Here is a 26,438-nt window from a genome sequence, read left to right on the forward strand (position 1 = left end):
TTGAATGGGGAAGACGGTATATCTTGCGGGTAGTGTTGACGGCCAGAACTGGCAATATGCAAAAGAATGGAGGGAACAAGCCTCAAAAGAACTATTACAAGCAGGCTACAATGTAATAGATCCCACGGAAGGCCGCAAAGAAACAGACACGGACAGCAAAGACATCGTGGAAAGGGACCTAAAAGACATTGAACAGGCCGATATACTTCTCGTAGAAATGAATTGCAGCGGCATGGCCTACATTGGGACGGCAATGGAAGTCAGGTATGCATGGGAACGGGGGAAAGAGATCATCGTATGGGGCAAGGCAAACAGGGATAGCCACTGGATGAGATATCATACAAGGTTATGGTTTGATACTTTGAGAGACGCACTTTTATATCTCAAGGAGATGAACCGGTATGCTGCATATGTGCAAAATTGTTGGAGGGAGCGGAGATATGATGGTGCGCAAAAACTTATATGAGCTGAGAGATGAGCTTTTAAAAGCCTATCTTGAAGCCGATCATGACACAAAAATGAGAATAGCAGCCCGGATATATGTTCTTGATGAGGAGGCAGGGGAATGTGAAACTAGCGCCAGGTACAGCAATAAAGGCAAGAAATAAAGGCGTAAAACATGGATGGAAATGCATGGGGAAGGTTATCAAAGAATACCCGAATTTCATACTGGTGCAGAGCGAGAACGGTTATAAGGAAACAATTCTAAAGGCTCTGATAAAAACAGGCGACATAGAAATAATGGCGAAGGGATGATTATGGATAATAACTGTAACTGGAGGGAGAAAAATCAAAATGAGCATTATGCCAATAAGATGGGATGATTCAAGTCCAACGGTGCAAGAAATTGTAGATAATGAGATACGACGGTATAAAAAATGGCTAGCAGAACACGGGGAAATTAAGGATGATCGTAAAAGATACATCATAGACGGTTGCTTTACTATAGAAACATTAGCAAATGATGCAAGGGAAGCGAAGCAAAAAGCAATGAAAATACTTGAGGATGCACACATATCCGGATCAATTATAACTGTAGCAGAAATGGAGGAGGAGCAGCATGGATATCAAAGACAGAATTAAAGGCGGCATATACGGCGTGGCGATAGGGGATGCCCTAGGGGCCACTGTGGAATTTATGAGTCGGGACGAAATCCGACGGAAATATGGAGTTTTGCGGGATATCGTGGGCGGAGGCTGGCTTAACCTCCGCCCAGGGGAATGGACGGATGACACCGAAATGACCCTGGCCGTGGCCGAGGGGATTATAGCCGATCCAGATGACCCGGTCCCGCACATCGGCCAGGCCTTTATCAGGTGGCGGAATACCAATCCGCCTGATATAGGGAACACCATTCGAACGGTTTTCCGTATTTGGGAGCGGGATAACCTCACTCACGAGCAATGGCATGTGGCAGCCGAGCGGGCCCACCGGGAAATGGGAGGCATGAGCGCTGGCAACGGGGCACTGATGCGGACGTTGCCGGTGGGGATTGCTTATAGATTTATAGCCGATGTTTATCATTTTGCGATGTGTATAGCACGGATGACACACTGGGATATAAAGGCTGGGCTTACATGTGCAGTATATTCTTTTACAGTGCGTAACGTTATTGATGGAGAAAAAGACCGCTTTATTGCTATAACGGATGCTATCGATACGATAAGAAAGCGAATATGGATAAGACCATATGAAAAGGAGCTAAGCGAGATTACAGATACTCCCATTAAAAGAGACGGAAGTAATCTAAAGCCTACTGGATATACCATTGATAGTTTTCTCTGTGCGGCATGGGCTTTTATAGAGTCAGGAAGTTTTGAAGAAACAGTGATTAATGCCGTAAACCTCGGAGGGGATGCAGACACCATCGGAGCTATTGCCGGCGGCCTGGCGGGGGTCTACTGGGGATATGGGGCCATCCCGGATCGGTGGCTGGAGAAGTTCACGCCGGAACAGCGGGCCAGGCTGGACAAGGCGGCGGAGGGACTACAAAAAGTCTGAGGGCTGGTGAACAAAGTATGAGAAAGCCAGGTCAGCTTATAGCGTCTCATTATAAAGTGAAAAAGTGTAGGATATGCGGTAAAAGGTTTATACCAATAGCATCAGCACAGTTATATTGCAATCGATGCAAAAAAGAGAATGAAGGATATGCACGGAGAGGAAGAGGGAAATGAATAATTCCCAGGCCAACCGAGGCCGACCGCTTGAAGAACTGATTATTCTGGCTAACAGACAGTACCGGGCGCAGCGCAGAGCAGTAATTCATAAGGTGCCCACCGCCTGGATACCTCTCCGAGACGGTCGGGGCCGGGTGGTAAATGCCAAAGTGGAGGAAAAAGCCGCGGTAGATTTCTTAGGGACCTACCGCGGCCACTCTCTCGCTTTCGATGCGAAGCATTGTTCCCAGGACAGGATAAGATGGGATAGATTAGAGGACCACCAGGCTCAGTTTATCGAAGATTGGACCAGGGCCGGTGGAATCGGATTCATCTTGGTGGGTTTTAGTATGATACGATTCTTTGTCGTGCCCTGGGAATATTGGAGAGAGGGCATACTGAGATGGAGATATGAGAAAGGGCCTGCTTCAATCTCAATAAAACAGATGTGGCCAGAATGGGAGGCCAGACTGGGCGGCCGGGCTGCCCTGGACTATCTTGCTGTGGTAGACAACCTGTGGTTTGGAGGGGAGGAATTGCGAAGTGACAAAAAAAGAGAAGGAGCGGACAAAATACTGCCTGCTGGCTAAGTGCAAATACTACCGCAGTTGTCAGGTGAAATGGGGTAAGGACTGTGTAAGGCAGCAGGGGAGTAAAATACCGCGGCTTAAGTGGCAGGAGACAAATTACCTGGTCATCACCGGAGCACCAGGAGAGAAATTAAAGGTTAGAAAACGGCGTGCGGGAGATCCATACTATGGATGATATAAAAAGGGGGCAGGTGCAATGATCACAATATATGAATACATTCTTTTAACAAATCCTTATGTGCTTTTCAAATTGAAAAGGGCAGGATTACTGGTAGAGAATGCAACAAAGGAAGATGAAATTAGAGTATCCCGTAGAGAAATCATAGAATTAATGAGGCATGATTACTGGAAGCGAGTCGGAAGATATTTACGACAGATTCATCCAGGGCGGGTGATCGGATGAGACCGCAGCAAGCCGAACCTGCCCCCAACATCACACCAAAGATGGTGGACTGGATACTTTATAACCTAAAAGTGTTGCGGGACCAGATAGAGGACATCGAACCGAGGACTTCAACATCAGTAATTGTGTTCAGTAGGCAAAATACAAGAAATCCCGTCAGCGGGGTGGAAAAAGTGGCGATAAAGCGGGCGGCCGCATCTGCTGTTCTGGATGCTGTCCAGCGCGGTATTCGGACCCTGCACCCGGAGCAGAGGAAAGTCTACCGGATGCGCTATCGAGCGGGCATGAGTTATAAGCAGATCAGCAGACGACTCTATATTAGCGAGGAAACCGTTGGACGGAGGTTAGCCGAAATCCGGGCTATCGTCGCGCAGTACCTTCAGCAGGTACCTCAGACTGATCTCAAAGAATTTGCACGTTTTTTTGGATCATGAACGTGACGGAAAATTGACGGATCCTCAAATCCTGTAAGCCTTGATATTACTGGGTTTGATGGGTGCAGGCTGTTTCACCAACTTGACGGATTTTTGACGGTTTTTACCCATATTTTTTTGACGGTTTTATGGTATAATTTAGGGCAGGAGAAAGTATACAAAGAATTAGGACGCACCGAAGAAGGTGCGTTTTTTGTATTGGGGTGAAAATCATTGAACATAGCAAGGCCAGTGCCAAAACCCAGAAAAAGGATAGTAGACCGTAAGGCAATACGAGCTGCAAAACGTCCCAGGTGTCAGGTGTGCGGGTCAACATGGATGCTATGCGTACATCACATAAGGAGCAGGGGAGCTGGAGGAGACGATGTGCCGGAGAACCTGGTGTGCCTGTGCGCTGATTGCCATGCGAAGGCACATGCAGGAATTATTTCAAAAGTAAGGCTGAGGGAGCTGGCCGGACGATGAGCAATCTGCGGTTTTTTGACGCTTTGCCAGTCTACTACGGCGGCAAGAGAAAGCTGGTCAAGGCCATCTTCAAGGTGGCTCCACCGGCAAGCCAGGCGCCTAACTTTGCAGATGCCTTCCTGGGTGGCGGGGCGGTGTCAGTGATGGCCAAAGCCCTGGGCTACCGGGTACTTTGCAATGACATTGCCCAGCGGTCTTATATTGTTGGCAAGGCCCTGGTGGAGAACAACCGGGTGAAGCTCACAAATGAGGACATTAACCGGCTCTTTCTAGAGACCGAGAACGACGGGTTCATAAGGGCCAACTTCAGCCCTACCGTTATCCTCTCAAAACATGCGGACTTTCTGGATAATGCTTTTGCGCTGGTAAGGGCAATGGAAGAAGGCCACAAGAAGTATCTTTTGCTGCTTTTGTTGGTCAAATACATCTTTTCCATGCGGGAATATGGGAAATTCTCTACGCCAAACGCCTTCAATATCCCCATGGAGGAGTGCCGCATTGAGTGGATTAAAAACCGCACTTACCATGCGAGCATAAAGGCCGCCCTAAAGCCCATTCCTGACGCGCTCCGGGAGCTTGCCGGTGCAGTTAATCGCGGAGTGATAGACAACGCCCAGGAAAACCAGGCCTTTAAACTAGACGTCAGAGAGTTTTTACAAGAGATACAGGCAGACGTCGTTTACTTCGACCCGCCTTATGCCGGAACCATGGCTTACGAGGATAATTACCATGCACTTGATCAGATCCTAGAGGGCAGGATGTTTCCGGCCAGAAAGAGCGAGTTCTCCCGCAAGGACGGGATAAAATTCCTGGACGAAGTATTCCGAGCGGCCCGCCATATTCCCATCTGGATCGTGAGCATGGGGAACGCTGGCGGGGCGAATGACCTGGGCGAGTTGCAGGAAATGGTCGCCCGGTACCGGCGGACGGAGACCTACCGGATCAAGTACCGGCATATCCCGGCAGTTGCCAGTCAGGAGCACCAGGCAAAGAATGAAGAGTTCCTGATAGTAGGGAGGCCGAGGTAAGCCATGAGGTTTCTTCAGGCACTCCCTCCATATTTCGGGGGCAAACAAAACCTGCTGAAGAAAATTTTTAGCCTTATACCATGTCCGGAGAAAACTCCTGTATTTGCGGATGCGTTTTTAGGCGGCGGCAGCATATCTTTATATGCAAAAGCCATGGGGTATAAAGTGTACTGCAACGACCTGGCGGAGAGGTCGGCGGTTATCGGTAGGGGATTAATCGAGAATGGACGCATAAAACTGAATAAGACGGATGTTGCAATGCTCTTAAAACCGAATGATTACAGCTTATGCCAGAGGGAACCGCTGATAAAATATTTTACCGATGAAGATGCTGTATTTATAGACACTATCCTGGGGAATTTGCGCCAGAAGGAAGCAGGATATAAAAAAGATCTGCTGACACTTGCATTAATCAATTTCATCCTGCGGAGCAGGCACCATGGAGACTTTGGTGTGCAGTGGACCTATGAGGCTCTGCGCCCGAAAGAAAATATATATCTTCCACTGGGGCACATGAGGAGCGCAAAACTATATCTTAAATCACCAACGGATAGGTTATTAAAGGAAATACGCAAGGTCAATGCTTCGGTATTCTCAAACGGTCAGGAAAACACATTCAGCCAGATGGATGTGCTGCAATTTTTAGAAAGGGTTAGAGCAGATATAGCGTATTTCGATCCTCCGTATTACGGCTCTGCGCCATACGAGGAACGGTATAAAGTGCTGGACTGGATTCTTAAAGGGGAAGTAAAAGAACCAGAAATCAGCGGTTTTAATAAACAACAAGCCTACCAGCTAATAGAAAACATGCTGGAGCGGGCTGAATGGGCAAAAATATGGGTTATCAGCTACGGCGGCCCCAAGGTGGACCGGTGAGAATTTCTTTCAATAGTGCAAAAACATCGTCCAGCAGCCGTTGAAATACCGCTGAAATATAAATACCGCTTCGGCAACCAAAAGGCGGACAGCGATAAGCGAGATACAGAAATCCTTATATATGCGGAAAGGGGATAAAGCATGAAAGAGTTAGAGGTAAAGAACCTGCCTATCGATAAAGTCCGGGCAAATTCCTGGAACCCGAACCAGATGGATGCAAAAACCATGGCAAAACTTAAAGCGGATATCCGGCGAAAGGGCGTAGTGCAGCCCATTTTGGTGAGGCCTGTCGGCCCGGACGAGTGGGAAATTGTAGACGGGTTCCACCGCTGGACCATCCTCCAGGAATTAGGCTATACTGAAGTGCCGGCTATAGTGCTGGACTTTGACGATGCGGAAGCCAAGTTGAAAACATTGCAGCTAAACTATATGCGCGGGGCAGCGGTACCCATACGGCTGGCCAACTTGATCCACGACCTCAACCGGACTATGACCCTTGAGGACTTGGAGGCGGTATTGCCTTACGAGAAGGCCGAGTTAAAGGATTCTCTTGAGCTATTGAAGCTGCCGACAGACATTGACAAGGTCGTCGAGGAACGGGCAGAGAAAGAGCGGCGGGCAGAGCCTATCTTTATCTCGGCAACAATTTACAAGGATAAAGAGAAAAGCCTCCATGATTTTGTGGAGCAGGCATTGCTTGAATCCGAGGCAACATTTGCTGAAATCAAAATCAAGATCGAGTGCCCTGCCGGCGACCACGACTTGGTTCTCCACGCCATGCAGAACTTGGCCAAGCTGGACCGGGGGCGGGACGACCTGGCCGGCGAAAATGCCCCTATAGTGACCCGGTTCGCTCTTTTCCCGGAACAGCTTCATGTGGTGGATCAGGCCTTACAGCATGTAATCAGGACTCAGGGGCTGATGAAAAATCCCCGGGGGCAGGCCCTGGAGCTTATCTGTGCTGATTACCTGGCTGGAGCAAGATTAGAGGGTGAGGACAATGAAGGATTGGAACTACCAGAAGCGTTATCCATTCGGACGGAACCGGAAGATAATAGACCGCCGGAAGAAGGTCCTGCGCCTGCGGTTCGTGAAGCATTGGCCGGTAGATCAAATCGCCAACGTTCTCGGTGTAAGCATAAGCACGATTGAGCGGGATATTCAGGCTGTGGAGGAATACGGGCAGCAGTATGGCGCGGACCTTATGCGAGAGCCGCTTGAAAAGACCATCTGGAAAATTACTGAGAACTACCAGGAGCGGCAGATGCTTAGGTGGCAGGAATTTGCCAATGCTAAGAGCCCGGTCGATAAGGCCCGTATCCTTCGGGATATTCAGGCCGAGGACCAGCAGTACTATGAAACCATGCAGAGCTTAGGGGCCGTTTATAAAGCCCCCGAGCAGGCCGTCGTGACTACTGAGAGCTGGGAGGACCGGATAAAGAGGTTACGGGCCGAGCGGGAGGCTATGCTTGAGGCCCAGGGTGCTCCGGATGGGGACGATGTGGATGACGCAGAGTAGGTGGCCGCCATGGCCGAGAAGATCAGCGAAGCCAATTTCTTAGACCCCGTCTGGTACATTGAAACTTTTCTGTGGGTACGTAGCAAGAACAAGCAGATAGTCCCCTTCCGCCTAAACCCTGTACAGCGGCACTACATGGCCAGGAGGACCAATAGGGACTTAGTGCTGAAGGGTAGGCAGCATGGTTTTTCTACTCTCAAACTGGCCGAATACCTGCACGACACTATAACCAACGAGGCCACCCATACAAAAATAGTGGCCCATAAGCGGGAAGCGGCGGGGAAACTGCTGGCCGCCTTGAAGCTGATGTTTTTCCGTATCCCGCCTGAGTTCCGGCCTCGGGTGCGATACGATAACAAATATGAATTTACCTTCCCAGACCTGGAAAGCCAGATAACCATAGCCTCGGCTACAGATGACGCCGGGCGGTCGGAGACCATCAATAACCTCCTGGCCACCGAGGTTGCCTTCTGGCCGAACGCGGAAGAAACTCTGTCGGGCCTTTTGGAGGCGGTGCCTGAGAGCGGCAATATCTGCATAGAGAGCACACCCAACGGAGTGGGTGATCCCTTTTACGCGGAAGTCCAGAAGGCCAGGGCCGGGCAGAGCGAATTCAAACTGCACGAATACCCGTGGTGGACAAACCCAGAGTACAGGATACCATTAAAGCCCGGGGAAACCCTGGAGCCCTATTCGGACGAGGAGCTTAATCTTATTGCCAGCTATAACCTCACACCGGAGCAGATTAAATGGCGGCGGGCCAAAATCCGGCGATTAGGACGAAGGAAGTTTGCACGGGAATATGAATGTAGTTTCCTCCAGAGCGGCCGGCCAGTGTTTGATGCCACGATCATCGAACGCTGGCCGAAGAAGGAGCCCATTTACATGGATAATTACCTGCGGGTGTGGGAACGGCCTGTACCTGGCGAGCGGTACGCCATCGGGGTAGATACTTCCGAAGGATTACCGGATGGAGACCGGGCCTGTGCCCAAGTCTTCAAGATGTCTACATGGGAGCAGGTTGCCATCCTCCACGGGGCACTGAAACCGCAGGTGCTGGCAGTTTATGTAGACCGGCTGGCCAGGGAATATCGGCAGGGTCAGCCTTACGGCGTAATTTTAGGTGTAGAGCGTAATAACCATGGCCATGCTGTGCTGGTAAAGCTACTGGAATTTGAAACACCAGGGCTTTATTTTTTTAAGCCTCAAAATCCTGGATGGGACACAAACTCTGCGACTAAGTTTATGATGGTGGACGAGGCCGAGGAGGCAGTTCGACAAAAACTTATTACGGTATATGACGAAGTTACCAAAGGTGAGATGATCGCCTTCGAATGGAAAGACGATGGGAGCGCCGGAGCTCCAGAGGGCGAAGGAAACCACGACGACACGGTAACGGCACTGTGTATCGCATGGCAAATGAGAAAAGCAACTCAGTGGCAGATTTGGGAACCAGGCGGAAGAGAAGGCGGCAGAGTTATGGTTATAGGGTAGGTGGAAGTTATGGCTGAAAATCAGAATCAAGCTATACAGGCAACCATTTACAAAGCTCAGGTGCTTGGCGGCAAGGAGATAGTCACAAGCAACAAACTGGAAGAGGACCCCTTTGCCAGGCTATATGGAGAGGGGGGTATACTAGAACCGCCTTATGACTTGCGGGTACTCACATTACTCCCCGAGTATTCCAACATCCTGGGTCAATGCATTGACGCCATGGAGACCAATATCGACGGATTTGGCTTTACGCTTGAACCTGCAGAGGGGGTTACAGCGGGCCCGGACGGGAAATATCCTTCCGAGGTGGAGGCTGAACGTCGCCGGATAAGGAATTTCTTTAAGTATTGCAATCCCGATGAGAGCTTTACCAAGATCCGGCGGAAAACCAGGCGAGACCTGGAAACGACGGGCAATGCCTACTGGGAGATACTGCGGAACGGCAAGGGTGAAATTGCCGGGATAGAGCACCTGGAGAGTTATACCATGCGTCTCACCCCTCTAGATAAAGATCTGACGGATATCAAACTCCGGATAAAAACTGAGGACAATACTTACGAAGAAATTCCACATCGCAAAAGGTTCCGCAGGTTTGTCCAGATCAGAGATGGAGTTATGGTATATTTTAAGGAATTTGGCGATCCCAGGCCCATCGATGCAAAAACCGGAAAAGTATTAACCGAAGAAGAAGCAAAAAAAACAGATATTACGCTGGCCACCGAGGTTATTCACTTTAAGATATATTCTCCCCGGTCTCCTTACGGGATTCCCAGATGGATAGGAAATAATCTTGCCGTATTGGGAAGTCGTCAGGCCGAAGAGGTCAACTATGAATATTTCGACAATAAGACGGTCCCACCTTTAGCGGTTTTGGTTTCGGGTCGGCTTGCGGCAGACAGCGTTAAGCGAATAGAAGATTATATCCAGAACAACATCAAGGGGCGCAAGGGGTTCCATAAGATCCTTGTTATTGAGGCCGAAACCACGCCCAACCCCCTGGCGCCGGCGGGCCAGAAGGCGGGCATTGAAATAAAACCCCTGACCGAGGCCCAGCAGAAGGACGCCCTGTTTGTTGATTATGACGAGAAGAACCAGGAGAAAGTGCGTTCGGCATTCCGCTTGCCGCCTATCTATGTCGGGCGAACGAAGGACTTCAACCGTTCCACCGCCGAGGAAAGCAAGCGGGTCGCCGAGGAACAGATTTTTGGGCCGGAACGGGACGACTTCGATTTCACGATCAACCGCTTGCTTTTCCCGGCTATGGACGTGAAGTATTGGGAGTTCAAGAGCTTGGCGCCTACGGCGGATAACGCCAAAGACATGACTGAAATGCTTGGGACATTTATAAAAGCTGGTATGACCGTCAAAGAGGCCAGGCGCATGATGGAGGAAATTCTCAATAAGGAGCTGCCAGACCCGCAGGGGGCGGATTGGCTGGATGAACCACTGGAGGTTTACCTGGCCAAACTGAAAGCCGGCATTACCCCTGGTGCGTCTCCTGAAGATGAGGTCCAGACGGTCAAGAAGTTCGCCAGTTTCCTGATCGAGGTGCGGAAGAGGTTAGAGGAATATGAACTGGGGCTTGCTTAGCAAAGAAGAACGGCGGGAGCTTGCCAGGTCAATAGATTACATCCTGGATTATTTGTTTTTCATGCCTGTACGGAAAGAAGCCGATCCACGGAGACGCCTTTTCGGTGCCGGGGCGGATATGGCACCTACAGAAGAGAGTATAGCAGGTATAGAAGAGAAATTTACAGAAGCGTTACTCCAGGGCTGGGACGCTCAGGTACAAAAAGCTATAACAAAGGGTGCAGCCCTGGTCCAATCCTTTGGAGGCGAAATTGACGAAAACGAAGTCAAGTTGCTTCTCAATCTGATTGCCAGGGAAATGGGACCCGGGTTGGTGGCCATGACCCAGGAACAGGTCACCAACCTGGTGGGGACGGCATACCTGCTGGGGAGGCGTATCGTTGGTACACAACTTGGCATAGAACCGAAGCTGGACCTGGTGGATGAACAGGCCCGGCAATGGTTGACCGACCATACCGTTTTCTGGATAGGCGATTATTACGACAGGCAGCTGGGGAAGAGTATAGCTGATACAGTAAGGCAGTTGGCCGTTGAGCAAGGCTTAGGTCGGGAGGAAGTCGGCAGACAGCTCAAAGCTCTTCTGGGGGACAAATTCGCCAGAAGCGATGCATACTGGAGAGGGCTGGCGGCTACCACCGTGGACCGGGCAAGAAATTTTGGTGGCGTTCAAAGCCTGATCGAAGCAAAGGTGGATACTTACGAGATACTTCCTGTTGGTGACGAAAGGACCTGTGCGGTCTGCATGACCATGGCCAGGCACACCTTTAAGGTTGAGCACGCGGTGGCCTTGCGGGATGCGGTGCTGAACGCTAAAACGCCGGAGGACATTAAAAAGCTTCATCCCTGGCTGCCGTTTGATGAGGTGAGGAAGCTCGATACTGAAGGGGCCGTCAGAAGAGGTCTGGCTTTGCCTCCATATCATTACCACTGCCGGTGTACTTATATCGTTTCGTCTTTCCGGGATATCACTGTGAGCCACGAGCCGCTGCCTATTTCGTTCATCAGGGAAGAGCCGTCACAAAAAGAGTTACCGCCACTTGAGAAGCTGCGCTATGTGGGTAGCGGTTCCTACTTGGGGGGAGCTGGCGAGAAACACATTTATGAGAATAAGCAGGGGCAAAAATACATTTTCAAGCCAGCGCAATCCAAGGGCGGTCAACCCGAACCCTTTCGGGCTTACGTTCAGGAGGCCGCTTCGGAGATTGCCCGGCGCCTTTACGAGCCAGGGCAGTTTGTGGAAGTAAAGGCGGTTACAGATAAAGCTGGCCGGCTGGGGACCCTGCAAAGACTGTTTGAAGATGTGGAGGGTAACCTCAAGCAAATCAGCTGGAAGAGTTTAACTCCTGACGAGTTGCGCCAGATCCAGCGAGAGCACGTATTGGATTGGGTCATTGGCAATTTTGACAGCCATGGCGGCAACTTTATCCGGCTAAAGGACGGCCGGATCCTGAGCGTGGATAAAGAGCAGGCATTTCGTTACATTAACGACCCGGCTTCCTGGAAAATGAGCCTGGATTATCATCCCAACGCCGTGTACGGAGAGCAAGAGCCGATCTACAATACTATCTACCGCGCCTTTGGCAAGAAGGAAGTTGATCTGGACCTGCAGGCCGTCCTACCGGCCCTGCAGCGCCTGGAGGCCATCCCAGATGAGGAATACAGGGCTATTCTGAGGCCTTATGCGGAGGCCCTGCACGGGAGGGGCGAGAAAGCGGAGAAATTTCTAGATCTTGCCGTAAAGAGAAAACACGAGACACGTGAGCAGTTCCGGCATTTCTTTACCAACCTGCTCAAGACTAGGGACCCGATATTTAAGGGGACCTTTAAATTCGCAGATGAGATGACCGGAGTGGAACTAACGAAAGCACCCATGGCGGCCCGGTTGATGACCAAGGAGGAGTTAGAAAAGCTCAACGTCAAGGCGTTAAAGGAGATAGCCAAGGCGCAGAAGATAAAATACTTCCAGCACATGACCAAGCAAGAGCTGGTTGAAGCCCTGGCCCACCCAGATAAAGCTGAACGAATCAGCATAGCAGTTAAGGAACGGGTCCGGGCAAGATTAGAAGCAGCGAAGAAGAAGCCGCCCCTACCCAGGCTCAAAACACCCGAAGGTGCGGACATCATGGAGGATTTTGAACAAGTGCCTAAAACACCTTTTGGGGTGGCGGTACGAAAGGACGGAAAGAAAATTGAAGGCCAGGTTATCAATATCCGCCGTATTGAGGACGATGGGAGGCCGGGCTTTCAATTGACTATGAAGATTCCTAAAGTATATCATGGAGATGTAGAACACGCATTGAGTAAAATGGGAGCCGGGCACGGGAGCTTCGTTTTCCAACCCGGGCGACTAGAACACCGCCGCGGCCTTTATCAAATGGGAAAAGGGAATTATGTCGAGGTTGGAAATGCCTGGTATCTGAGTGACCAGGACCTAATGATTTATTTTGCCGGAACTACAAGGGAACGAGCTCTTATGGGGCAGTTGGAGATCAGAATTTACGAAACAGATGGAGTGAGGGCAGCAAAGCGAGCGCAGGAAATCCTGAAAAAGCTGAACCTGGAGGCCGCTATCGCCGAGCCAACGCCTGAAGAAGAACGACTGCTGCGGCTTTCCCGTTTGGCATGGCAGCATGCTCCCAGGGAAGAATACCAAATCGACTTGGAAACACGCACCATCGAGCAGATGGAACGTCTTCTTCGGGATAAAGGCATTGACCCTGCCAGGGCTGATAAACTGGTAGAGAGAGAGGTCTGGCCCGGGTATAAGACTTTTGTTGATGAGGGTATCAGCGAAAAATACAGGCAAGTGGGAGCGGAGTATCTCTTTGCCGGGGTAGGAAGAGAGCCAGAAACAGTAGTCGCCATACTGAGTTCTGACAGTCCTGGCCTCATGTCTACTATTCAACGCTATTATAACGGTATATTTGGTGGCGGGGCCAGCCAGAGCACAGACATTGAAACAGGCGGCGCCGACAGTGCCTTTGTCCGATTGGTGGTTGCTAATGCACGAGGTAAATGGCGGTTCAGGGACCATTTTAAGGGGGAAGGTTATAGACTTATCTTTGACATAAAAGAGTTAGATCGTACTGATTGGTATGCTTACGGACATGATGCATTTGGCACCACCGAAGAAGATGAATATCGAAGAAGGTTGAGTCCGGAAGAATTTATCAGCAAATTAAACGATGATTATCGGATCAGCAACGAAATAATGTTGCGCCGTGGCATTCGCAAGGAAAGTGTAATAGGAATTACTTGTGATACTCCCGCACAAAAACAAGCATTGATACAAATATTCCAGCGTTCGGGCGTTAAAGAAATAAACGGCAAGAAATTAGAAGATTTTATTAGAGTTGAGGAGATGATTTAGTGATTAGTGATAAGGTTCTTTATCGTGTAAAATACAGTTACTTTGGCCTTCGCCCACCGCTAATGCTGGCAATAGGTGTAGAGGTTCATGATGATTGGGTAGGCTTTCATGACACCAATCGTGGACACCAATTCTTTGGCAAGCTTGTCAAAGAGACGAAGGATGGATTTGTATGGCACCGAATAGAAAACACGCTGGAGATGGGGTTAAAAGATTTTGGCCTGGTTGAGTTTAAAGCTCTCAGTCTTGAAGAATATAACAAGACGGTACGGCCTAATCTGATAGGGCCTATACCGGAGTTTAGTTCAACCGAGGAGCTTTATGAGTTTTACCGGCGCAAGTTCGGACGCCGAGGATATCATTACTGAGGTGATAAATACTATGCCCGATAGGACAAAGGGTTGGGATGAAACAAACACCAGTTATCGTTACCGGATTAGAGCACCGGACGACTTTCAGGATGGGTCATTCCGGACTATAGAGCTGCAAAACACCAACGGCATAAAAATGGTGGTCGGAAAACTGAAAAACGGGACTGGGTCGATGGTCGCCCAGTCTTTAATTTTTCCCAAGGATAAGGGCTGGACATTAGAGGATGCCAAGAAGTGGGTCAATGAGCATCCAGATTTGACCCACGTGGAAAAGGAGGTGGTTCCTGTGAAGGCGGTGCTGGAACAGATTACTAAGGCGAAGTGGTCAACCGCCTTCATTTGAAGGCTCAATAATTTGCCAGATGCCGCTTTTGCAATCATCGAGCCAGCATATAAGAAGGGCGAAACACAGGATAAGAGAGCCCGCCATCTGCCACACCACAGCCAAAGCGTAACCGATCCCAACGACGATAGCACGGTGGACCTGCCGCACCTGCGAAATGCCCTGGCTCGGGCAAACCAGATACAGCCGATCACCGACAGCATCACGGCGGAGGAATTGCGGAAGAAGGCCCTGGCCCACCTGCAGGCCCATGCCAAGCGGCTGGGGATCGGGGAGGTCGGCGAGGTAAAGAAAGAGATCGCCTTCAAGAAGGCGGACCTGCAAAAGCGGATTGTCTACGGCGAGGTCTACGTCCCCAACGAAAGGGATTCCCAGGGCCAATGGATGACCGCTGAGGAAATCGAAAAGATGGCCCATCGGTTCATGGAGAACCTGCGGCTCACGCAAATCGACAAGCAGCACGACTGGGAGCCTGACGAGGGGGTTGTCGTGGAGAGTTTCATAGCCCGGCCGGGAGACCCGGATTTCACGCCGGGTGCCTGGGTGCTTGCCACAAAAATCCTGAAAGAGGAGACGTGGCAGGCCATCCTTAAGGGCGAGATCACCGGCTATTCTATGGCCGGTGTTGCTGAGTTAATCCCGGAGGAGGGGGTGAGTTAAGTGGATAAACCAATACCTGGGGAACTGCGAAATGTTGATGTCCAGATGGTAAGTCTGGTCCACAAGGGGGCCAACCGGCGACAGTTTAAAATATTCAAGTCTGCCGATTATCCAGAAGAACCAGTACCTCAGCAGGATGTGGAACAGCAGCAATATAGGGGATTGTTCCGAGTGCTGAAAGAATTTTTTACCGGTGCAAGAAAAGCAGAAACAAATCAGGATTCTTTCGCCCAAGCTATGGCAGCAAATGAGGCAGAGGATGCTCTCTGGCGGGCATTTTCGACATTGCATGAAGTATGTGCTAACATCCTGAGCAGTGATTCTGAGGATAAAACTACCAGAATCAATCAGGTGGTAGACGAATTTAGGGCATATTTGCTCGGCAAAATCGGCCAGCTCGGCGTTGCCAAGGCCGCCGAGCAGTTGTCTGTAGGATTAGAGAAAGCGGGACGTAAAATTAGCGCGGCACGGTTGAAAGCGTTGAAGGATGCCCATAGCATCCTGGCTCAGATTATCGCCGAAGCCGAAGCCGATAACCAAGACGGGGAGGGAACGCAAGTGACAAAAGAAGAACTGAGCAAAATGGTGGCTGAAGCGGTGAACGAGGCCACGAAACCCATTAGTGAGAGGTTAGAGAAGTTAGAAAAACAGGCAGACGGTAAACCGGAGGTCGGCCAGGAGAAAGATGAGCTTCAGGAAGTTATCAAGGCGGCTGTGGCTGAGGCCGTCAAGCCCCTGGAAGACCGCCTGGAAGTGGTAGAGAAAGCAAGAGGCATTTCAAACAAGATCCCGGAAGGCAAAGAGTCTGTAGAAAAGTCCGACTTCTGGGGCGGTGTATTTTTAGGCTAAAGAAAGAAGGAGGTATGCTAAATGATTTCTAACAGGACTCTCATTGCTAAAGCAGCTATAACTTCGGCAGATTTAGCTACTGGCGGCAAACTCAATCCTGAACAGGCAGACAAATTTATTGATTACATTGTAGACCAGTCCGCATTTCTGAAGGATATCAGGACCGAGAGAATGACCGGTCCGACGAAGGACTTAGACTTCATCGGGGTGGCAAGTCGAATCATCCGTAAAGGTGTGGAAGCTACCGAGCCTACCGAAACTGCTGGCATCCAGACCAGCAAGAAGCAGCTCAATTCAGTGGAGGTAATCCTGCCGGCGGATATTTCCATTGGTTTCCTCGAGGACAATATCGAAAAGGCTGGGGCCGAGGATCACATTGCCAGATTGCTGGCGTTGCAGTTTGGGAACGACCTGACCGACCTGGCGTGGAACGGGGATACTGCAACGCCGAGTACCGATCCATTTTATCCGTTCCTTTCCATTGACGACGGGTTTATCAAACTGGCTAAGTCCAGTCCCAATACTCACAAGTTTGATACCAACGGCAGCACCGACTACAAAGGCGTGGTCTTCCCAGGCATGCTGAACATGCTGCCAAACAAATATAAGGCCAATAAAGCCGAGTTGAGATTCTATGTTTCTCCCACCGTGGCAGAAGCCTATATTGAGCAGCTGACCACCCGCCAGACAGCCTGGGCGGATGAACTGCTTCAGACGGGGAATTTGCCCCAGTATAAAGGTATAACCATCTTCCCGGTAGACTTTATCCCTGACGATGTGATTGTTCTCACCTTGCGGAAAAACCTTGCTACCGGCATCCAGCGGGATTTCACTAACGATCGAGTCCGCCAACCCAGGAAGAGAATTATCGAGTACACCATGACTGCAAGGACAGATGCAGCACAGATAGTACTCGATGATGCTCTTGTCATAGGATACAACCTTGTATAAGTGGAAGGTGATTAACGATGGCTGAAAAGAAGAAGGATGTCCAGTTAGAAACTGAGAGCAACGATGAGCAGAATAGAAAAGTAGTCGTGCTGGTGCTGAAGGGTGCGGCCACTCTAGTATCCGGCGGAAAGAAGTTCGTGAAAAATGTTCCACAGCAGGTTGAGGACCAGGAAATGGCTAAAAGACTGCTTGCATCCGGACTGTTTGAAACGGCAGGTGATAAGAGGTGAAAATCCCATACAACATCGGGGACGCCGGAGCCCATCAGGAAAAACTCTGGCGGATATTGAACGACATGGCGGCTGACCTGGAAGCGCTGAAGAATGCCCTGCAAACTCACACCCACGGGGGAGTTACAGCTGGCGCTGATAGTACTGCAGTCACTACGACCACCGTAACTCTCAAGACTATCAAGTCGGATAACTATACTGGCTAAGGAGGAGGAACATGGGGCAGATTAAAGAGTTCGCAACTTCGGACCTTGCTCTGGCCGGATATCTGAAGTTGCGGGGATTAGAGTTAGTAAAAGTAGACCGCTCCAACCCAAGGAAGGCGGTCTTTTATTTTGACGACAGCATCGATGTTGCAGAACAATTGATGCTTGAGTTTGCAAACTCTGATTTTCGCAAATATGACGCAGAGATAAGGGCGCTGAAGAAACTCATTCACAGGTAGGTGATGGCCGTGGCATATTGTACGATTCAGGATATCCGTGATGAAGGGATAACAGCAGAGCAGGCTTCAGACGTAAGGCTTACAAACTTAATTGCACTTGCGACCGCTTATATAGATGGAGTGACGAGACAGTGGTTTGAACCCCGGGCCATGACTATCACCCTCGATGGAAACGGCAGCGAAACGCTTCTCCTGCCGGTGTTTCCTATTGAGGTCGTGAGTGTAACCGTAGACGGGCAGGCCATCACCGACTATAAGGTTTATAACCGGTTCTTCCCCGATGACCGCCGCAACCCCAAGATCTTCAGGGAGGCCGGATGGCCGGAGGGGCGCCAAAATGTCTCTATCCAGGGAACCTGGGGCTTTGTGGACAAGATGGGAACGCAGTACACGACCCCCGCCATGATTAAGCAGGTTGCCAAGAGGCTGGTCATTCGGGAGTTGCCCTTGCTGGGCGATGCAGAGGGGCAGGAAGAGCGCAAGCGTGCACGTATAGTGAGCGAGACTACTGACGGCCACTCCTACACCCTGGAGCGGCTGGCGACGACCCTTGACCTGACCGGCGACCCGGATATTGACGGTGTGCTGGCCCTTTTCCGGGCCCCGATAGCCATCGGAGGGGTGTAAATGAAGCCCAAACTTATTCACCCGGTAGAAGTGGCTGTTTGTCGGGTTGACCGAACGGCCATGCAGTTTGACCCTGATTTCAGGGAGCCCATTGGAGAAATAAAGTATGAGAGCACGCCGGTAACAGTTAAAGCCCAGGTGAAATATGATCGCTTTGAGGCACTCAATATGGTGCCCGGGGGAGATTCGCCGCAAACATCAGGTTACCTGTTGGTTGAAGCCGAGCCTCCCGGCGGCCTCAATAAGGGGGATAAAATCATCAGTATCGCAGGTATATCGACCGAGCTTTACGTGACAGAAAAGCGGCCGGCGGTTCACTACGGAGGACGTGCGAGAATGCTTAAAATACTATTTGAAGCGGGCGATAAAGGATGATAGAGGCAAAACTGATAGGCGATTGGGCAAAGTGTAAGGCATTTCTGGATAAGCTGGACGACAATTTCAAAAAAGCCTATAAAACCGGTCTGAACAGGGTAGGGCAGGCGGCGGTAAAATCTCTCAAAAAAGGAATGACCGAAGGAGCGCCGGGAGGCCAGAAGTATGCGCCAAATCATCCTTTCACCATTGCACGCAAAGGGTCATCGAAGCCCTTAATAAACCATGGAGACCTGCGAAACAGCATAACGTACAGGGTAATAGGCGGAGCGACGGTCTTCGCAGGCGTGCTTAGAAGCGCAAAGGGGAAAGACGGACAGCAGCTGGTGAATATTGCGGCAATTCATGAGCTCGGAGACGGCAACGGCGGTGACTTATACATCAAGGTAACGCCCAAGATGCGTGCATATCTGCATTCACAAGGGCTGCACCTTAAAGAAAGTACAAAATACATTCGCATTCCACGGCGGCCCACATTTGAGCCTGTCTTTGAGGCGGAAAAAGAAAACTGGCAGGAATTGTTCATTAAGACGGTGCAGCAGGGCACCATAGGGGGCGGGTCGTAAATGATAGAATCGGTGATGCGGACACTCCTCCAGAAATTCAAGGCTGAAGTGTTGCCCAATACCGTAACTAGCACTCATGACTCTATGCTGCAAATAGCTCAGTTGCCGGTGCTGGTTCTTTTTTTGCCGGATATAACTGAAGCGAGTATTGATGATGCTAATGTGCCAAATCTGGTTAAGGATGAGGTAGCAGGCACAGTAAGAGTATACGCACCGCCGGGGTTTTATGATCTGCAATTTGACTTTGAAATAACGGCAGAGAATACTCTTGAAGTTCTTGATATTGGCGAAAAACTCACAGCATGGATTGGAGCAAACCCATATCTTTCAGTTGGCGAATACGAATATCCGCTGCGCTTTATAGAGCCTTTATCGAGTCCAAACAGGGCTGGCGGGAAATTGATCCGGGCAACAGGGCGCTTTGTGGTGGAAGGTGTTGAGGTAAGCAGTGGAGTATATTATGACGGCAAGCTGGCAAAGGAGTTCCAAGCGACTTTTAATAACCCTACCACTGGGGGCGAAGATAATGTGGCCTACAGTCTTAAGAAATAGCGAGGTGATAAAATGGGCACAGTGAGGCTCAAAAATAAACAGAATGCTCCCTTAGCTTTGGAATTAGGGGCAGGGAAAGGGCTGCACTTGCAAGCTTTAGAGGAACTAGAGGTTGATGAAGCGATCTTAAAAAGTGAACAGGTAAAAGCTGCAATTGCGGCTGGATACCTGAGAGTTATATCGGTGAAAAAAGAAGAGAGTTCTGAAAGCAAAGCGAAAAAAGGAAGTGATAAATAATGCCTGAATTCCTTTCTCCTGGACATTATGTGACTGAAGCGCAGCCTCAGGTGGTAACTATATCGGGCGCACCTACCAGTACGGCGGCTCTAGTTGGTATTGCGGAAAAGGGCCCCATCGGTCAGGCAACATTGATAACATCATGGACACAGTTTAAGGAAACCTTCGGAGGATTTATTTCAAACGGATGGCTGGCTTATGCTGCTTATGGTCTGTTCATGAACAAGCAAGGGGCAAGGGTGTATGTAGTGAGGACTGCCCATTATACCGACCCGAGTGATCCCGCTACTCTGACTGCGGTCAAGGCTACAGTCTCCTTAAAGGATAGAGCTACCACTCCAGTCGACACGCTCAGAGTTGATGCCCTGAACGAAGGCACATGGGGCAACAGGCTCAAAGTCAAAATTGAGGATGCGACTAAGGACTCGACTAATAAGTTTAAATTAACAGTTCTGGAAACCGTCAATGGGCAGGATATAGTGCGAGAAGTATTTGATGAGCTTTCCATGATTGACACTTACCCGGATTACGTTGAAACCCGCATAAATGGTGTGAGCAAGTATATCACGGTCACAGATATGAACAGCGCTACCCCCACCCCAAATGACAGGCCGGCGGTGGGCACATTCAGCCTGGCAAACGGGGATGACGGGTTAACCGGTTTGGCAGATACTGACTACATTGGCTCGGCAGCCGGGCGCACTGGACTGTATGCGCTGGACGTTGTTCAAGAAAGTCTACTTATTGCCATTCCCGGAGTGGCAACAAGTGCGGTGCAAAATGCTGCTCTGGATTATGCAGCCGGCCGCAAAGACTGCTTTGTAGTGCTCGATCCACCCTTTGGGAACACTCCGGATCAGGTCAAAACTTATGTTGAGACCACAGCAGGCCTCAATAGTAGCTATGGAGCTATCTACTATCCCAACGTAAAGATAATGGACCCGTTAACGAGCAAGGAAAAGGTGGTCCCGCCTTCCGGTTTCATTATTGGGGCATATGCCCGTACCGATGGAGATAAAGGTGTATGGAAGGTGGCGGCAGGTATCGAAGACGGGAGACTGGCCGGAGTAATAGGATTGGAAACCGACTTGGTAAACGACAAGGCTGTGCGTGATGTGCTCTATCCTGCACGGATTAACCCGATCTGCTTCCTGCGGGGCTACGGCATAAGGGTCTACGGTGCCAGGACGCTGGATGGCAGCAAAGAATTTCCGTATATAAACGAGCGCAGGACTTTTATATACTGTGAGAAATCTATCTACGAGGGTACTCAGTTTGCCGAGTTCGAGAACAATGAACCCGGTCTGTGGAAGCGGCTGACCCGTAGCATAACATCCTTCCTTTTGACGGTGTGGAGGCAGGGAGGCCTCAGGGGAGAAAAGCCGCAGGATGCTTTTGTGGTCAAAATTGATGAAGAGCTCAACACCCAGGAGTTCATCGACCAGGGCATTGTACGGGGCCTAATCGGCCTGGCTACCCAGCGCCCTGCGGAGTTCATCTGGTTTGAATTCCAGCGCAAGGTTCAGACCGAAGGATAATCGGGAGGTGATCTAAATGGCTGGTAAGGCACGGAGTTATTTCGACCGCTTCAAATTTCTGGTAGAAATAGACGGTATAACTCAAACGGGATTTCAAAAATGCAGCGAGTTAAAGGGCTCGGTAGGGAAAATCGAGCACCGTGAAGGTGGAGGATTATTGCCCGATAAAAGTCCAGGATTCGGAAATTATAGTGATATTACTCTCGAATATGGTGCGACAAAGAATCTTGAAACATATGAGTGGTTCCGTCAGGTCATTGATGCATCACAGGAAACAGGAGGTGCAGACCCGGACGAATATAAGCGCAACCTGTCAATCATACAACTGGATAGAGCCGGTAGAGAGGTCCAGCGGTGGAATGTGTATGGTGCGTGGCCCACGGATTTTGTAGCTGGTGAATGGGATAGCACCTCTGAAGAAAAAACAATTCGCAAGCTAACTCTTGCTATCGATTACTTTGAACCAGCATGATTATTTATCTTATTAGGGAGGGATTAGAGTGACCGAGTTGCCCAAGACCCTGGCTGAAGCAGAAATAAAGCCGGGTGTTTTTCTTTTCCCCGGAAGGTGGGAAGGTGAACTGCGGGAGATGACCACTGCCGAAGAAGACATGCTGTTAAACAGGCGGCAGGGCCGGGAGTGGGAAGCCATCAACAAGGTCCTGCAGGCCTGCCTTCTCACCCCGGGTATGGACGTAATGGATATGCTGGTGGGTGATAGGGTTTTCGCCCTGCTCCAGCTGCGGCGGATAACTTACGGCGATGGATTTGTCTTCCGGGTGACCTGCCCGCGGTGCAACGCCAGATTTGAGTGGGAGGAGAACCTTGGCGACCTGAAGATTAAATACCTTGAAAATCCGGAGCATGCGAAGCCGGAGCATACATTTACGTTTACCCTGCCTAAATCGGGCAAGGTGATAAAGTGGCGAATGCTCCGGGGGAAAGATGAACAAAAAATGGCAGCTATGCGTAGGGACCATCCGGATGCTCTGATGACTTCTATTATGCTGCTCCGGGTGGTGGAGATCGAGGGAGAGAAAATAGTCACCCGCAAGGCTTTTGCGGAATTACCAGCTTCCGATGCGGCAGCATTCCGGGGAGAAGTGGAAGTGCGAGAATGCGGCGTGGATACCACCATCACCCTGGAGTGCCCGGAGTGCTGGAACGTTTTTGATATGGACCTGCCCATGGCGGGGCAGGGTTTTTTATTGCCGACGGGGATGAAGGGCGGTCGGTAGATTTTCTATGCGGCACCTCGCCGGAAGCGTTCCAGGAACAAATATTCTGGCTTATGTATTCCACAATGGGCAGCGGGCTGGGGCAGCCATTTTCAGAGATTATGCGGATGCCGGTGCGGTGGAGACTTCGACTATACGAGCGGCTGATGGAACGGCTGCAGGAAGAATATGATGCCTTGAAAGGAGGGTAGCTCGTGGCACTGAATTTTAGCTTAATGGGGTTAGGATTTCATTTCTTTGTGCAGGATGATGCAACACTAGGGCTGCAGAGAATAGACAAATCGATGAAAAACATCACTGCCGACGCTGAGGAGATGTATTACAGAACCAAAGCCAGTCTTGATGCATTGGAACCGAAGCTGGGGGCTTTGGGCGATGCAAGAGTGCAGGCTGCCCTCCGGGGCACTGGTATGGCCCTGGCCGGAATAGGAGCTGCAGGAATAGCCGCCGCTGGATTGTCGGTGAAAAGTTTCGGAGATTTTGAGCAGGAGATGCTGAATGCGAGGTCAGTGGCTGGCTGGACGGAGGAACAATTTAAAGACCTGAGCAAATATGCCATAAAAGTTGGAGCAGATACCAAATTCTCAGCCAAGGAAGTGGCCGGGGCGATGTATGAAATAGCCTCGGCTGGCGTTTCAGCTTCGGAGGACGTTAAGGCGTTGCTGCGGCCTATAGCTGATTTTGCGGCGGCTGGCGCCATTCAATTGCCGGAAGCTACACGAGCTGTTGTAGCTGCTATCCAGGGTTTTAAGCTTCAGATGCAGGATGCTGCTCATGTTGCCGATGTATTTACTACCGCAACACAGTTATCCATGCTAAAAGCCAACGAATTTGATGTCGCACTGGGTTCAGTGGCCGGGGTTGCGGGACAGGTCGGGCAGTCTCTGGAATCGGCCATGACCGGTTTGATGGCTGCAAGGAATGTCATCGGGTCAGCCCAGGATGCAGCCACGTCTATGAAATCAGCACTTATGTCCCTTATTGCTCCCACATCAGAGGCATCAAATATAATGAATGTTCTTGGCATAAAGCTCCGCGATGCCCAGGGCAACATGAAGCCGTGGCCGCAAATCATCCGGGAATTTGAGTTGTCTTTTGCTGCGGCCGGAAAACTGGTGAATCAGTTCGCCTCGTTTGCTAATGCCAATGATGATACTATGAAGGCACTGGCTCAAACTTATGGATTGACAAAGGATCAGGCGGTGGGTCTAACGCAGGCCGCAAAACAGGGCACAAAAGCATTTCAGGATTATGTCCTGGCGACTATATTCGGTACCGACGGTATCCGGGCTGTTGCTGCCGGTCTGAACGCCCAGGCAAAGGCCATGATCGACGGTCGGGAGGTGACCTTGCGAGGCGCCGATGCGCTGGAATACTGGCAGAAGAAGCTTGAAGGCAGTGCCGGAGCAGCGCAGCAGGCGGCTGCAGTTCAGATGAGTGGATTCAACGGAGCAATGGAGCAGTTGCGAGGGTCGGTGGAAGCCGTTGGTCTAACTATTGGAAATACATTGGCCCCGACTGTCATACGGATTGCTGGGATAATTGAGAGAGTAGTTGACATTTTCAACAGAATGCCGGAGGGCCTGCAGAGGACGGCGGCATGGGCGCTTGTAGGAGGATCTGCTCTGGCTTTATTCGGAGGAGCAGGCTTCTTGGCAGTGTCGATGATCCCATCATTTATCGAGGGTCTTACTGTGTTACAGAGCACATGGATTGGCGTAAAACTTGCGGCGATAGGCGCCAGAGCGGCGGCTCTTGCACATTCTGCAGCCATGTTGGTGGTGCGAGGTGCAACCCTGGCATGGGCCGGAGCACAGTGGGTGCTCAATGCAGCTTTAAATGCGAACCCAATAGGTATTATTATCATTGCTGCAACAGCTCTGGCTGGTGTAGCATTTTTAGTATGGCGAAACTGGGATAAGGTCAAGGGTTTCTTCAGAGGAATCTGGCCCAGCATTGCAGCAGGAATTGATTTCATTAAGGGAAAGTTCGCTGCTATTCCCGGGGCAATTGCAGCATTTGTCGGACAAATCCCTGGATTCCTCGGAAAGCTGTTTCTGCAGGATATTCCTTATTGGATCGGTTATGGAATAGGCTTTATGATTCGCTTGGCATGGCAGGGCATCGAAACTGTAGTTAATTTCTTCGCCAGTTTACCTGCTCGGGTAATAGCCTTTGTCCTCAATTTAGCTGCTCAGCTGCCTATATGGTGGAGCCAAATCAGCACAACGGCCACCCAGATCATTGGCCAGGGCATTAATGCAGTAATAGGATTTTTCGCCAGCCTGCCAGGTCGGGCATGGGGATTCCTGATAAGCCTTGTCAATACGGTGGTCTCTGTAGGAACCTCATTGTGGCATGCTGCATATCGGGCCGGCTCTAATATTGTCCACGGGATAATCGATACTATCGCGGGGTTGCCGGGGAGGGTATGGGAGATACTGCAGAGAGTCATTAATACTATTACAGGCAAAATAAATGATTTTTGGAAAGCTGCAAGAACCGCTGCCAGCAACCTCTGGGAAGGCTTCAAGGCCGGATTGGGCATACATTCTCCATCGTATATCGAACGGGCACTAACAAACATTACCAAGGCCTCTCAGGCAACAGTGCAACAATTGGGTGCTGATTTCAGGCGTCTTTCCGGACTTTCCGCAGAGCCGCAGGTTAGAATGGGAGTAGTGTATTCTTCACCTACCTCACCGGCATCGATAACACCCATAGCTACTGGAACATTATCTGCTGCGCCGGTCATATCTACGAGGGTAAAGCAGGAACGAAGTGAGGCAGCTACTACGGTTACAACTCAAACGATTATCCGACAGCCAATCAAAATCGTGCTTGATGGCCGGACAATAGCTGAAACTGTGATAGAGTTCATTGAGGATGCCAATGTAAGGCGGGTGGTGCCGGCATGATAAAAAAACCAGCACGAGCGATGTTAACACGCATGGATACAGGTAAAACTATACAATTTTTGTCGAACCCCCATACACTAGAAGATGAAAAGACTGCCGAATATGAGGAACCTGAAGTAAATGGGGCTGTTGCTCCGCCTTTGAAATTTAAGTATGGCGGCCCACGGCCAGTAAAATTTGAATGCCGGTTCATTGCACAAGGGAATGTAAACGACATAGCTGTTCAGGTTGAATTCATTCGTTCCCTTGCACTTCCTGTAAAGCCCAATAATACCCCGCCAAAGGCTTTTTTAACTATTGGCGGCTTTCAAATGCCTATACGTGTACGAAACTGGAAAGTAACATACAACGCATGGACACCGGCTCTAAAGCCCAAGGATTTGACGGTTGAAGTCCAGGCTACTGTGGATTACGGAACTCCGGTTCCACCTGCTCAGCCAAAACCGGCTACAAAGACAAATAAGGCTAAAGCAAAACAGAATATTAAAAAAGCAACACAGAATATTAAAATTGAACGTATTACGGTTAGATAATCTTGATTCCAGTGTAAAAACTCCCCCTTTTCCCCAATCCATATTTAACCAAATACGGCTTGAAAAATAAAAACTAACG

The 26,438-nt window shown here is 50.2% G+C and carries 35 protein-coding genes; all 35 read left to right on the forward strand.

Annotation, left to right across the window (positions count from 1 at the left end):
* Nucleotides 1-4: 4 nt before the first annotated feature.
* The 35 genes from ACKX14_RS02500 to ACKX14_RS02670 all read left to right on the forward strand — a co-directional run bounded on the left by ACKX14_RS02500 (nucleotide 5) and on the right by ACKX14_RS02670 (nucleotide 26,359).
* A complete protein-coding gene (locus tag ACKX14_RS02500) occupies nucleotides 5-466 on the forward strand; it encodes a nucleoside 2-deoxyribosyltransferase (RefSeq protein WP_422444323.1) in 462 nt (153 codons plus the stop codon).
* Nucleotides 441-608, forward strand: coding sequence for a hypothetical protein (locus ACKX14_RS02505; protein WP_422444325.1), 168 nt, complete (start codon nucleotides 441-443; stop codon nucleotides 606-608). Before ACKX14_RS02500 ends, ACKX14_RS02505 begins: the two co-directional genes overlap by 26 nt.
* On the forward strand, nucleotides 568-756 hold the full coding sequence (locus ACKX14_RS02510) for a hypothetical protein (protein ID WP_422444327.1): 189 nt from the start codon (nucleotides 568-570) through the stop codon (nucleotides 754-756). Before ACKX14_RS02505 ends, ACKX14_RS02510 begins: the two co-directional genes overlap by 41 nt.
* 39 nt (nucleotides 757-795) lie before the next feature.
* Nucleotides 796-1,083, forward strand: a complete 288-nt coding sequence (locus ACKX14_RS02515; RefSeq protein ID WP_422444329.1) for a hypothetical protein — start codon at nucleotides 796-798, stop codon at nucleotides 1,081-1,083.
* Complete coding sequence (locus tag ACKX14_RS02520; RefSeq protein ID WP_422444331.1) at nucleotides 1,061-2,002, forward strand: ADP-ribosylglycohydrolase family protein; 942 nt, start codon at nucleotides 1,061-1,063, stop codon at nucleotides 2,000-2,002. Before ACKX14_RS02515 ends, ACKX14_RS02520 begins: the two co-directional genes overlap by 23 nt.
* A 169-nt stretch (nucleotides 2,003-2,171) precedes the next feature.
* On the forward strand, nucleotides 2,172-2,747 hold the full coding sequence (locus tag ACKX14_RS02525; protein WP_422444333.1) for a Holliday junction resolvase RecU: 576 nt from the start codon (nucleotides 2,172-2,174) through the stop codon (nucleotides 2,745-2,747).
* Nucleotides 2,701-2,922: a hypothetical protein gene (locus tag ACKX14_RS02530; protein WP_422444334.1), complete on the forward strand. Its 222-nt coding sequence runs from the start codon at nucleotides 2,701-2,703 to the stop codon at nucleotides 2,920-2,922. The genes ACKX14_RS02525 and ACKX14_RS02530 overlap by 47 nt, the downstream gene beginning before the upstream one ends.
* A gap of 21 nt (nucleotides 2,923-2,943) precedes the next feature.
* Nucleotides 2,944-3,150 (forward strand): hypothetical protein, encoded by a 207-nt coding sequence (locus ACKX14_RS02535; protein WP_422444336.1) that lies wholly within the window; start codon nucleotides 2,944-2,946, stop codon nucleotides 3,148-3,150.
* Nucleotides 3,147-3,584: an RNA polymerase sigma factor gene (locus tag ACKX14_RS02540; protein ID WP_422444338.1), complete on the forward strand. Its 438-nt coding sequence runs from the start codon at nucleotides 3,147-3,149 to the stop codon at nucleotides 3,582-3,584. Before ACKX14_RS02535 ends, ACKX14_RS02540 begins: the two co-directional genes overlap by 4 nt.
* A 213-nt stretch (nucleotides 3,585-3,797) precedes the next feature.
* The gene (locus ACKX14_RS02545) at nucleotides 3,798-4,049 is read left to right on the forward strand and encodes an HNH endonuclease (protein WP_422444340.1); all 252 of its coding nucleotides are present in this window, start codon (nucleotides 3,798-3,800) and stop codon (nucleotides 4,047-4,049) included.
* Nucleotides 4,046-5,077 (forward strand): DNA adenine methylase, encoded by a 1,032-nt coding sequence (locus tag ACKX14_RS02550; protein WP_422444342.1) that lies wholly within the window; start codon nucleotides 4,046-4,048, stop codon nucleotides 5,075-5,077. The genes ACKX14_RS02545 and ACKX14_RS02550 overlap by 4 nt, the downstream gene beginning before the upstream one ends.
* 3 nt (nucleotides 5,078-5,080) lie before the next feature.
* A complete protein-coding gene (locus ACKX14_RS02555) occupies nucleotides 5,081-5,953 on the forward strand; it encodes a DNA adenine methylase (RefSeq protein ID WP_422444344.1) in 873 nt (290 codons plus the stop codon).
* A 141-nt stretch (nucleotides 5,954-6,094) separates the two neighbouring features.
* Nucleotides 6,095-7,105, forward strand: a complete 1,011-nt coding sequence (locus tag ACKX14_RS02560) for a ParB/RepB/Spo0J family partition protein (RefSeq protein ID WP_422444346.1) — start codon at nucleotides 6,095-6,097, stop codon at nucleotides 7,103-7,105.
* The gene (locus ACKX14_RS02565; protein ID WP_422444348.1) at nucleotides 7,044-7,472 is read left to right on the forward strand and encodes a hypothetical protein; all 429 of its coding nucleotides are present in this window, start codon (nucleotides 7,044-7,046) and stop codon (nucleotides 7,470-7,472) included. Before ACKX14_RS02560 ends, ACKX14_RS02565 begins: the two co-directional genes overlap by 62 nt.
* Before the next feature lie 9 nt (nucleotides 7,473-7,481).
* Nucleotides 7,482-8,966 (forward strand): terminase large subunit, encoded by a 1,485-nt coding sequence (locus tag ACKX14_RS02570; protein WP_422444350.1) that lies wholly within the window; start codon nucleotides 7,482-7,484, stop codon nucleotides 8,964-8,966.
* 9 nt (nucleotides 8,967-8,975) lie between these two features.
* Nucleotides 8,976-10,556 (forward strand): phage portal protein, encoded by a 1,581-nt coding sequence (locus tag ACKX14_RS02575; protein WP_422444352.1) that lies wholly within the window; start codon nucleotides 8,976-8,978, stop codon nucleotides 10,554-10,556.
* Nucleotides 10,537-13,926 (forward strand): hypothetical protein, encoded by a 3,390-nt coding sequence (locus ACKX14_RS02580; RefSeq protein WP_422444354.1) that lies wholly within the window; start codon nucleotides 10,537-10,539, stop codon nucleotides 13,924-13,926. The genes ACKX14_RS02575 and ACKX14_RS02580 overlap by 20 nt, the downstream gene beginning before the upstream one ends.
* On the forward strand, nucleotides 13,926-14,294 hold the full coding sequence (locus ACKX14_RS02585; protein WP_422444356.1) for a hypothetical protein: 369 nt from the start codon (nucleotides 13,926-13,928) through the stop codon (nucleotides 14,292-14,294). The genes ACKX14_RS02580 and ACKX14_RS02585 overlap by 1 nt, the downstream gene beginning before the upstream one ends.
* 13 nt (nucleotides 14,295-14,307) lie before the next feature.
* Nucleotides 14,308-14,640: a hypothetical protein gene (locus tag ACKX14_RS02590; RefSeq protein ID WP_422444358.1), complete on the forward strand. Its 333-nt coding sequence runs from the start codon at nucleotides 14,308-14,310 to the stop codon at nucleotides 14,638-14,640.
* 12 nt (nucleotides 14,641-14,652) lie between these two features.
* Entirely contained in the window at nucleotides 14,653-15,300 is a 648-nt protein-coding gene (locus tag ACKX14_RS02595; RefSeq protein WP_422444360.1) for an XkdF-like putative serine protease domain-containing protein, read from the forward strand.
* Nucleotides 15,301-16,149, forward strand: coding sequence for a hypothetical protein (locus tag ACKX14_RS02600; protein ID WP_422444362.1), 849 nt, complete (start codon nucleotides 15,301-15,303; stop codon nucleotides 16,147-16,149).
* Nucleotides 16,150-16,170: 21 nt separating this feature from the next.
* Nucleotides 16,171-17,100 carry a phage major capsid protein, P2 family gene (locus ACKX14_RS02605; RefSeq protein WP_422444363.1) on the forward strand — a complete coding sequence of 310 codons (930 nt, stop codon included), beginning with the start codon at nucleotides 16,171-16,173 and terminating at the stop codon, nucleotides 17,098-17,100.
* A gap of 17 nt (nucleotides 17,101-17,117) precedes the next feature.
* Nucleotides 17,118-17,330 (forward strand): hypothetical protein, encoded by a 213-nt coding sequence (locus ACKX14_RS02610; RefSeq protein ID WP_422444365.1) that lies wholly within the window; start codon nucleotides 17,118-17,120, stop codon nucleotides 17,328-17,330.
* Entirely contained in the window at nucleotides 17,327-17,536 is a 210-nt protein-coding gene (locus ACKX14_RS02615) for a hypothetical protein (RefSeq protein WP_422444367.1), read from the forward strand. Before ACKX14_RS02610 ends, ACKX14_RS02615 begins: the two co-directional genes overlap by 4 nt.
* An 11-nt stretch (nucleotides 17,537-17,547) precedes the next feature.
* A complete protein-coding gene (locus tag ACKX14_RS02620; protein WP_122014688.1) occupies nucleotides 17,548-17,775 on the forward strand; it encodes a DUF5659 domain-containing protein in 228 nt (75 codons plus the stop codon).
* Nucleotides 17,776-17,778: 3 nt separating this feature from the next.
* Nucleotides 17,779-18,402 (forward strand): hypothetical protein, encoded by a 624-nt coding sequence (locus tag ACKX14_RS02625; protein ID WP_422444369.1) that lies wholly within the window; start codon nucleotides 17,779-17,781, stop codon nucleotides 18,400-18,402.
* The gene (locus ACKX14_RS02630; RefSeq protein WP_422444371.1) at nucleotides 18,403-18,777 is read left to right on the forward strand and encodes a hypothetical protein; all 375 of its coding nucleotides are present in this window, start codon (nucleotides 18,403-18,405) and stop codon (nucleotides 18,775-18,777) included.
* Nucleotides 18,774-19,343, forward strand: coding sequence for a phage virion morphogenesis family protein (locus tag ACKX14_RS02635; protein ID WP_422444373.1), 570 nt, complete (start codon nucleotides 18,774-18,776; stop codon nucleotides 19,341-19,343). The genes ACKX14_RS02630 and ACKX14_RS02635 overlap by 4 nt, the downstream gene beginning before the upstream one ends.
* Complete coding sequence (locus ACKX14_RS02640; protein ID WP_422444375.1) at nucleotides 19,344-19,895, forward strand: hypothetical protein; 552 nt, start codon at nucleotides 19,344-19,346, stop codon at nucleotides 19,893-19,895.
* A 12-nt stretch (nucleotides 19,896-19,907) separates the two neighbouring features.
* Complete coding sequence (locus ACKX14_RS02645; protein WP_422444377.1) at nucleotides 19,908-20,132, forward strand: hypothetical protein; 225 nt, start codon at nucleotides 19,908-19,910, stop codon at nucleotides 20,130-20,132.
* Nucleotides 20,132-21,670 (forward strand): phage tail sheath family protein, encoded by a 1,539-nt coding sequence (locus tag ACKX14_RS02650; RefSeq protein ID WP_422444379.1) that lies wholly within the window; start codon nucleotides 20,132-20,134, stop codon nucleotides 21,668-21,670. Before ACKX14_RS02645 ends, ACKX14_RS02650 begins: the two co-directional genes overlap by 1 nt.
* Nucleotides 21,671-21,686: 16 nt before the next feature.
* A complete protein-coding gene (locus ACKX14_RS02655) occupies nucleotides 21,687-22,142 on the forward strand; it encodes a phage tail protein (RefSeq protein WP_422444381.1) in 456 nt (151 codons plus the stop codon).
* A 28-nt stretch (nucleotides 22,143-22,170) separates the two neighbouring features.
* Nucleotides 22,171-22,908: a T4 family baseplate hub assembly chaperone gene (locus ACKX14_RS02660; protein WP_422444383.1), complete on the forward strand. Its 738-nt coding sequence runs from the start codon at nucleotides 22,171-22,173 to the stop codon at nucleotides 22,906-22,908.
* Between the two features lie 194 nt (nucleotides 22,909-23,102).
* Nucleotides 23,103-25,826 (forward strand): phage tail tape measure protein, encoded by a 2,724-nt coding sequence (locus tag ACKX14_RS02665; protein WP_422444385.1) that lies wholly within the window; start codon nucleotides 23,103-23,105, stop codon nucleotides 25,824-25,826.
* Nucleotides 25,823-26,359, forward strand: coding sequence for a CIS tube protein (locus ACKX14_RS02670; protein ID WP_422444387.1), 537 nt, complete (start codon nucleotides 25,823-25,825; stop codon nucleotides 26,357-26,359). Before ACKX14_RS02665 ends, ACKX14_RS02670 begins: the two co-directional genes overlap by 4 nt.
* Nucleotides 26,360-26,438: the final 79 nt, after the last annotated feature.

It is taken from the genome of Thermorhabdus hydrogeniformans (genome assembly GCF_049310025.1).
GTDB lineage: Bacteria > Bacillota > Thermosediminibacteria > Thermosediminibacterales > Tepidanaerobacteraceae > JBJYKD01.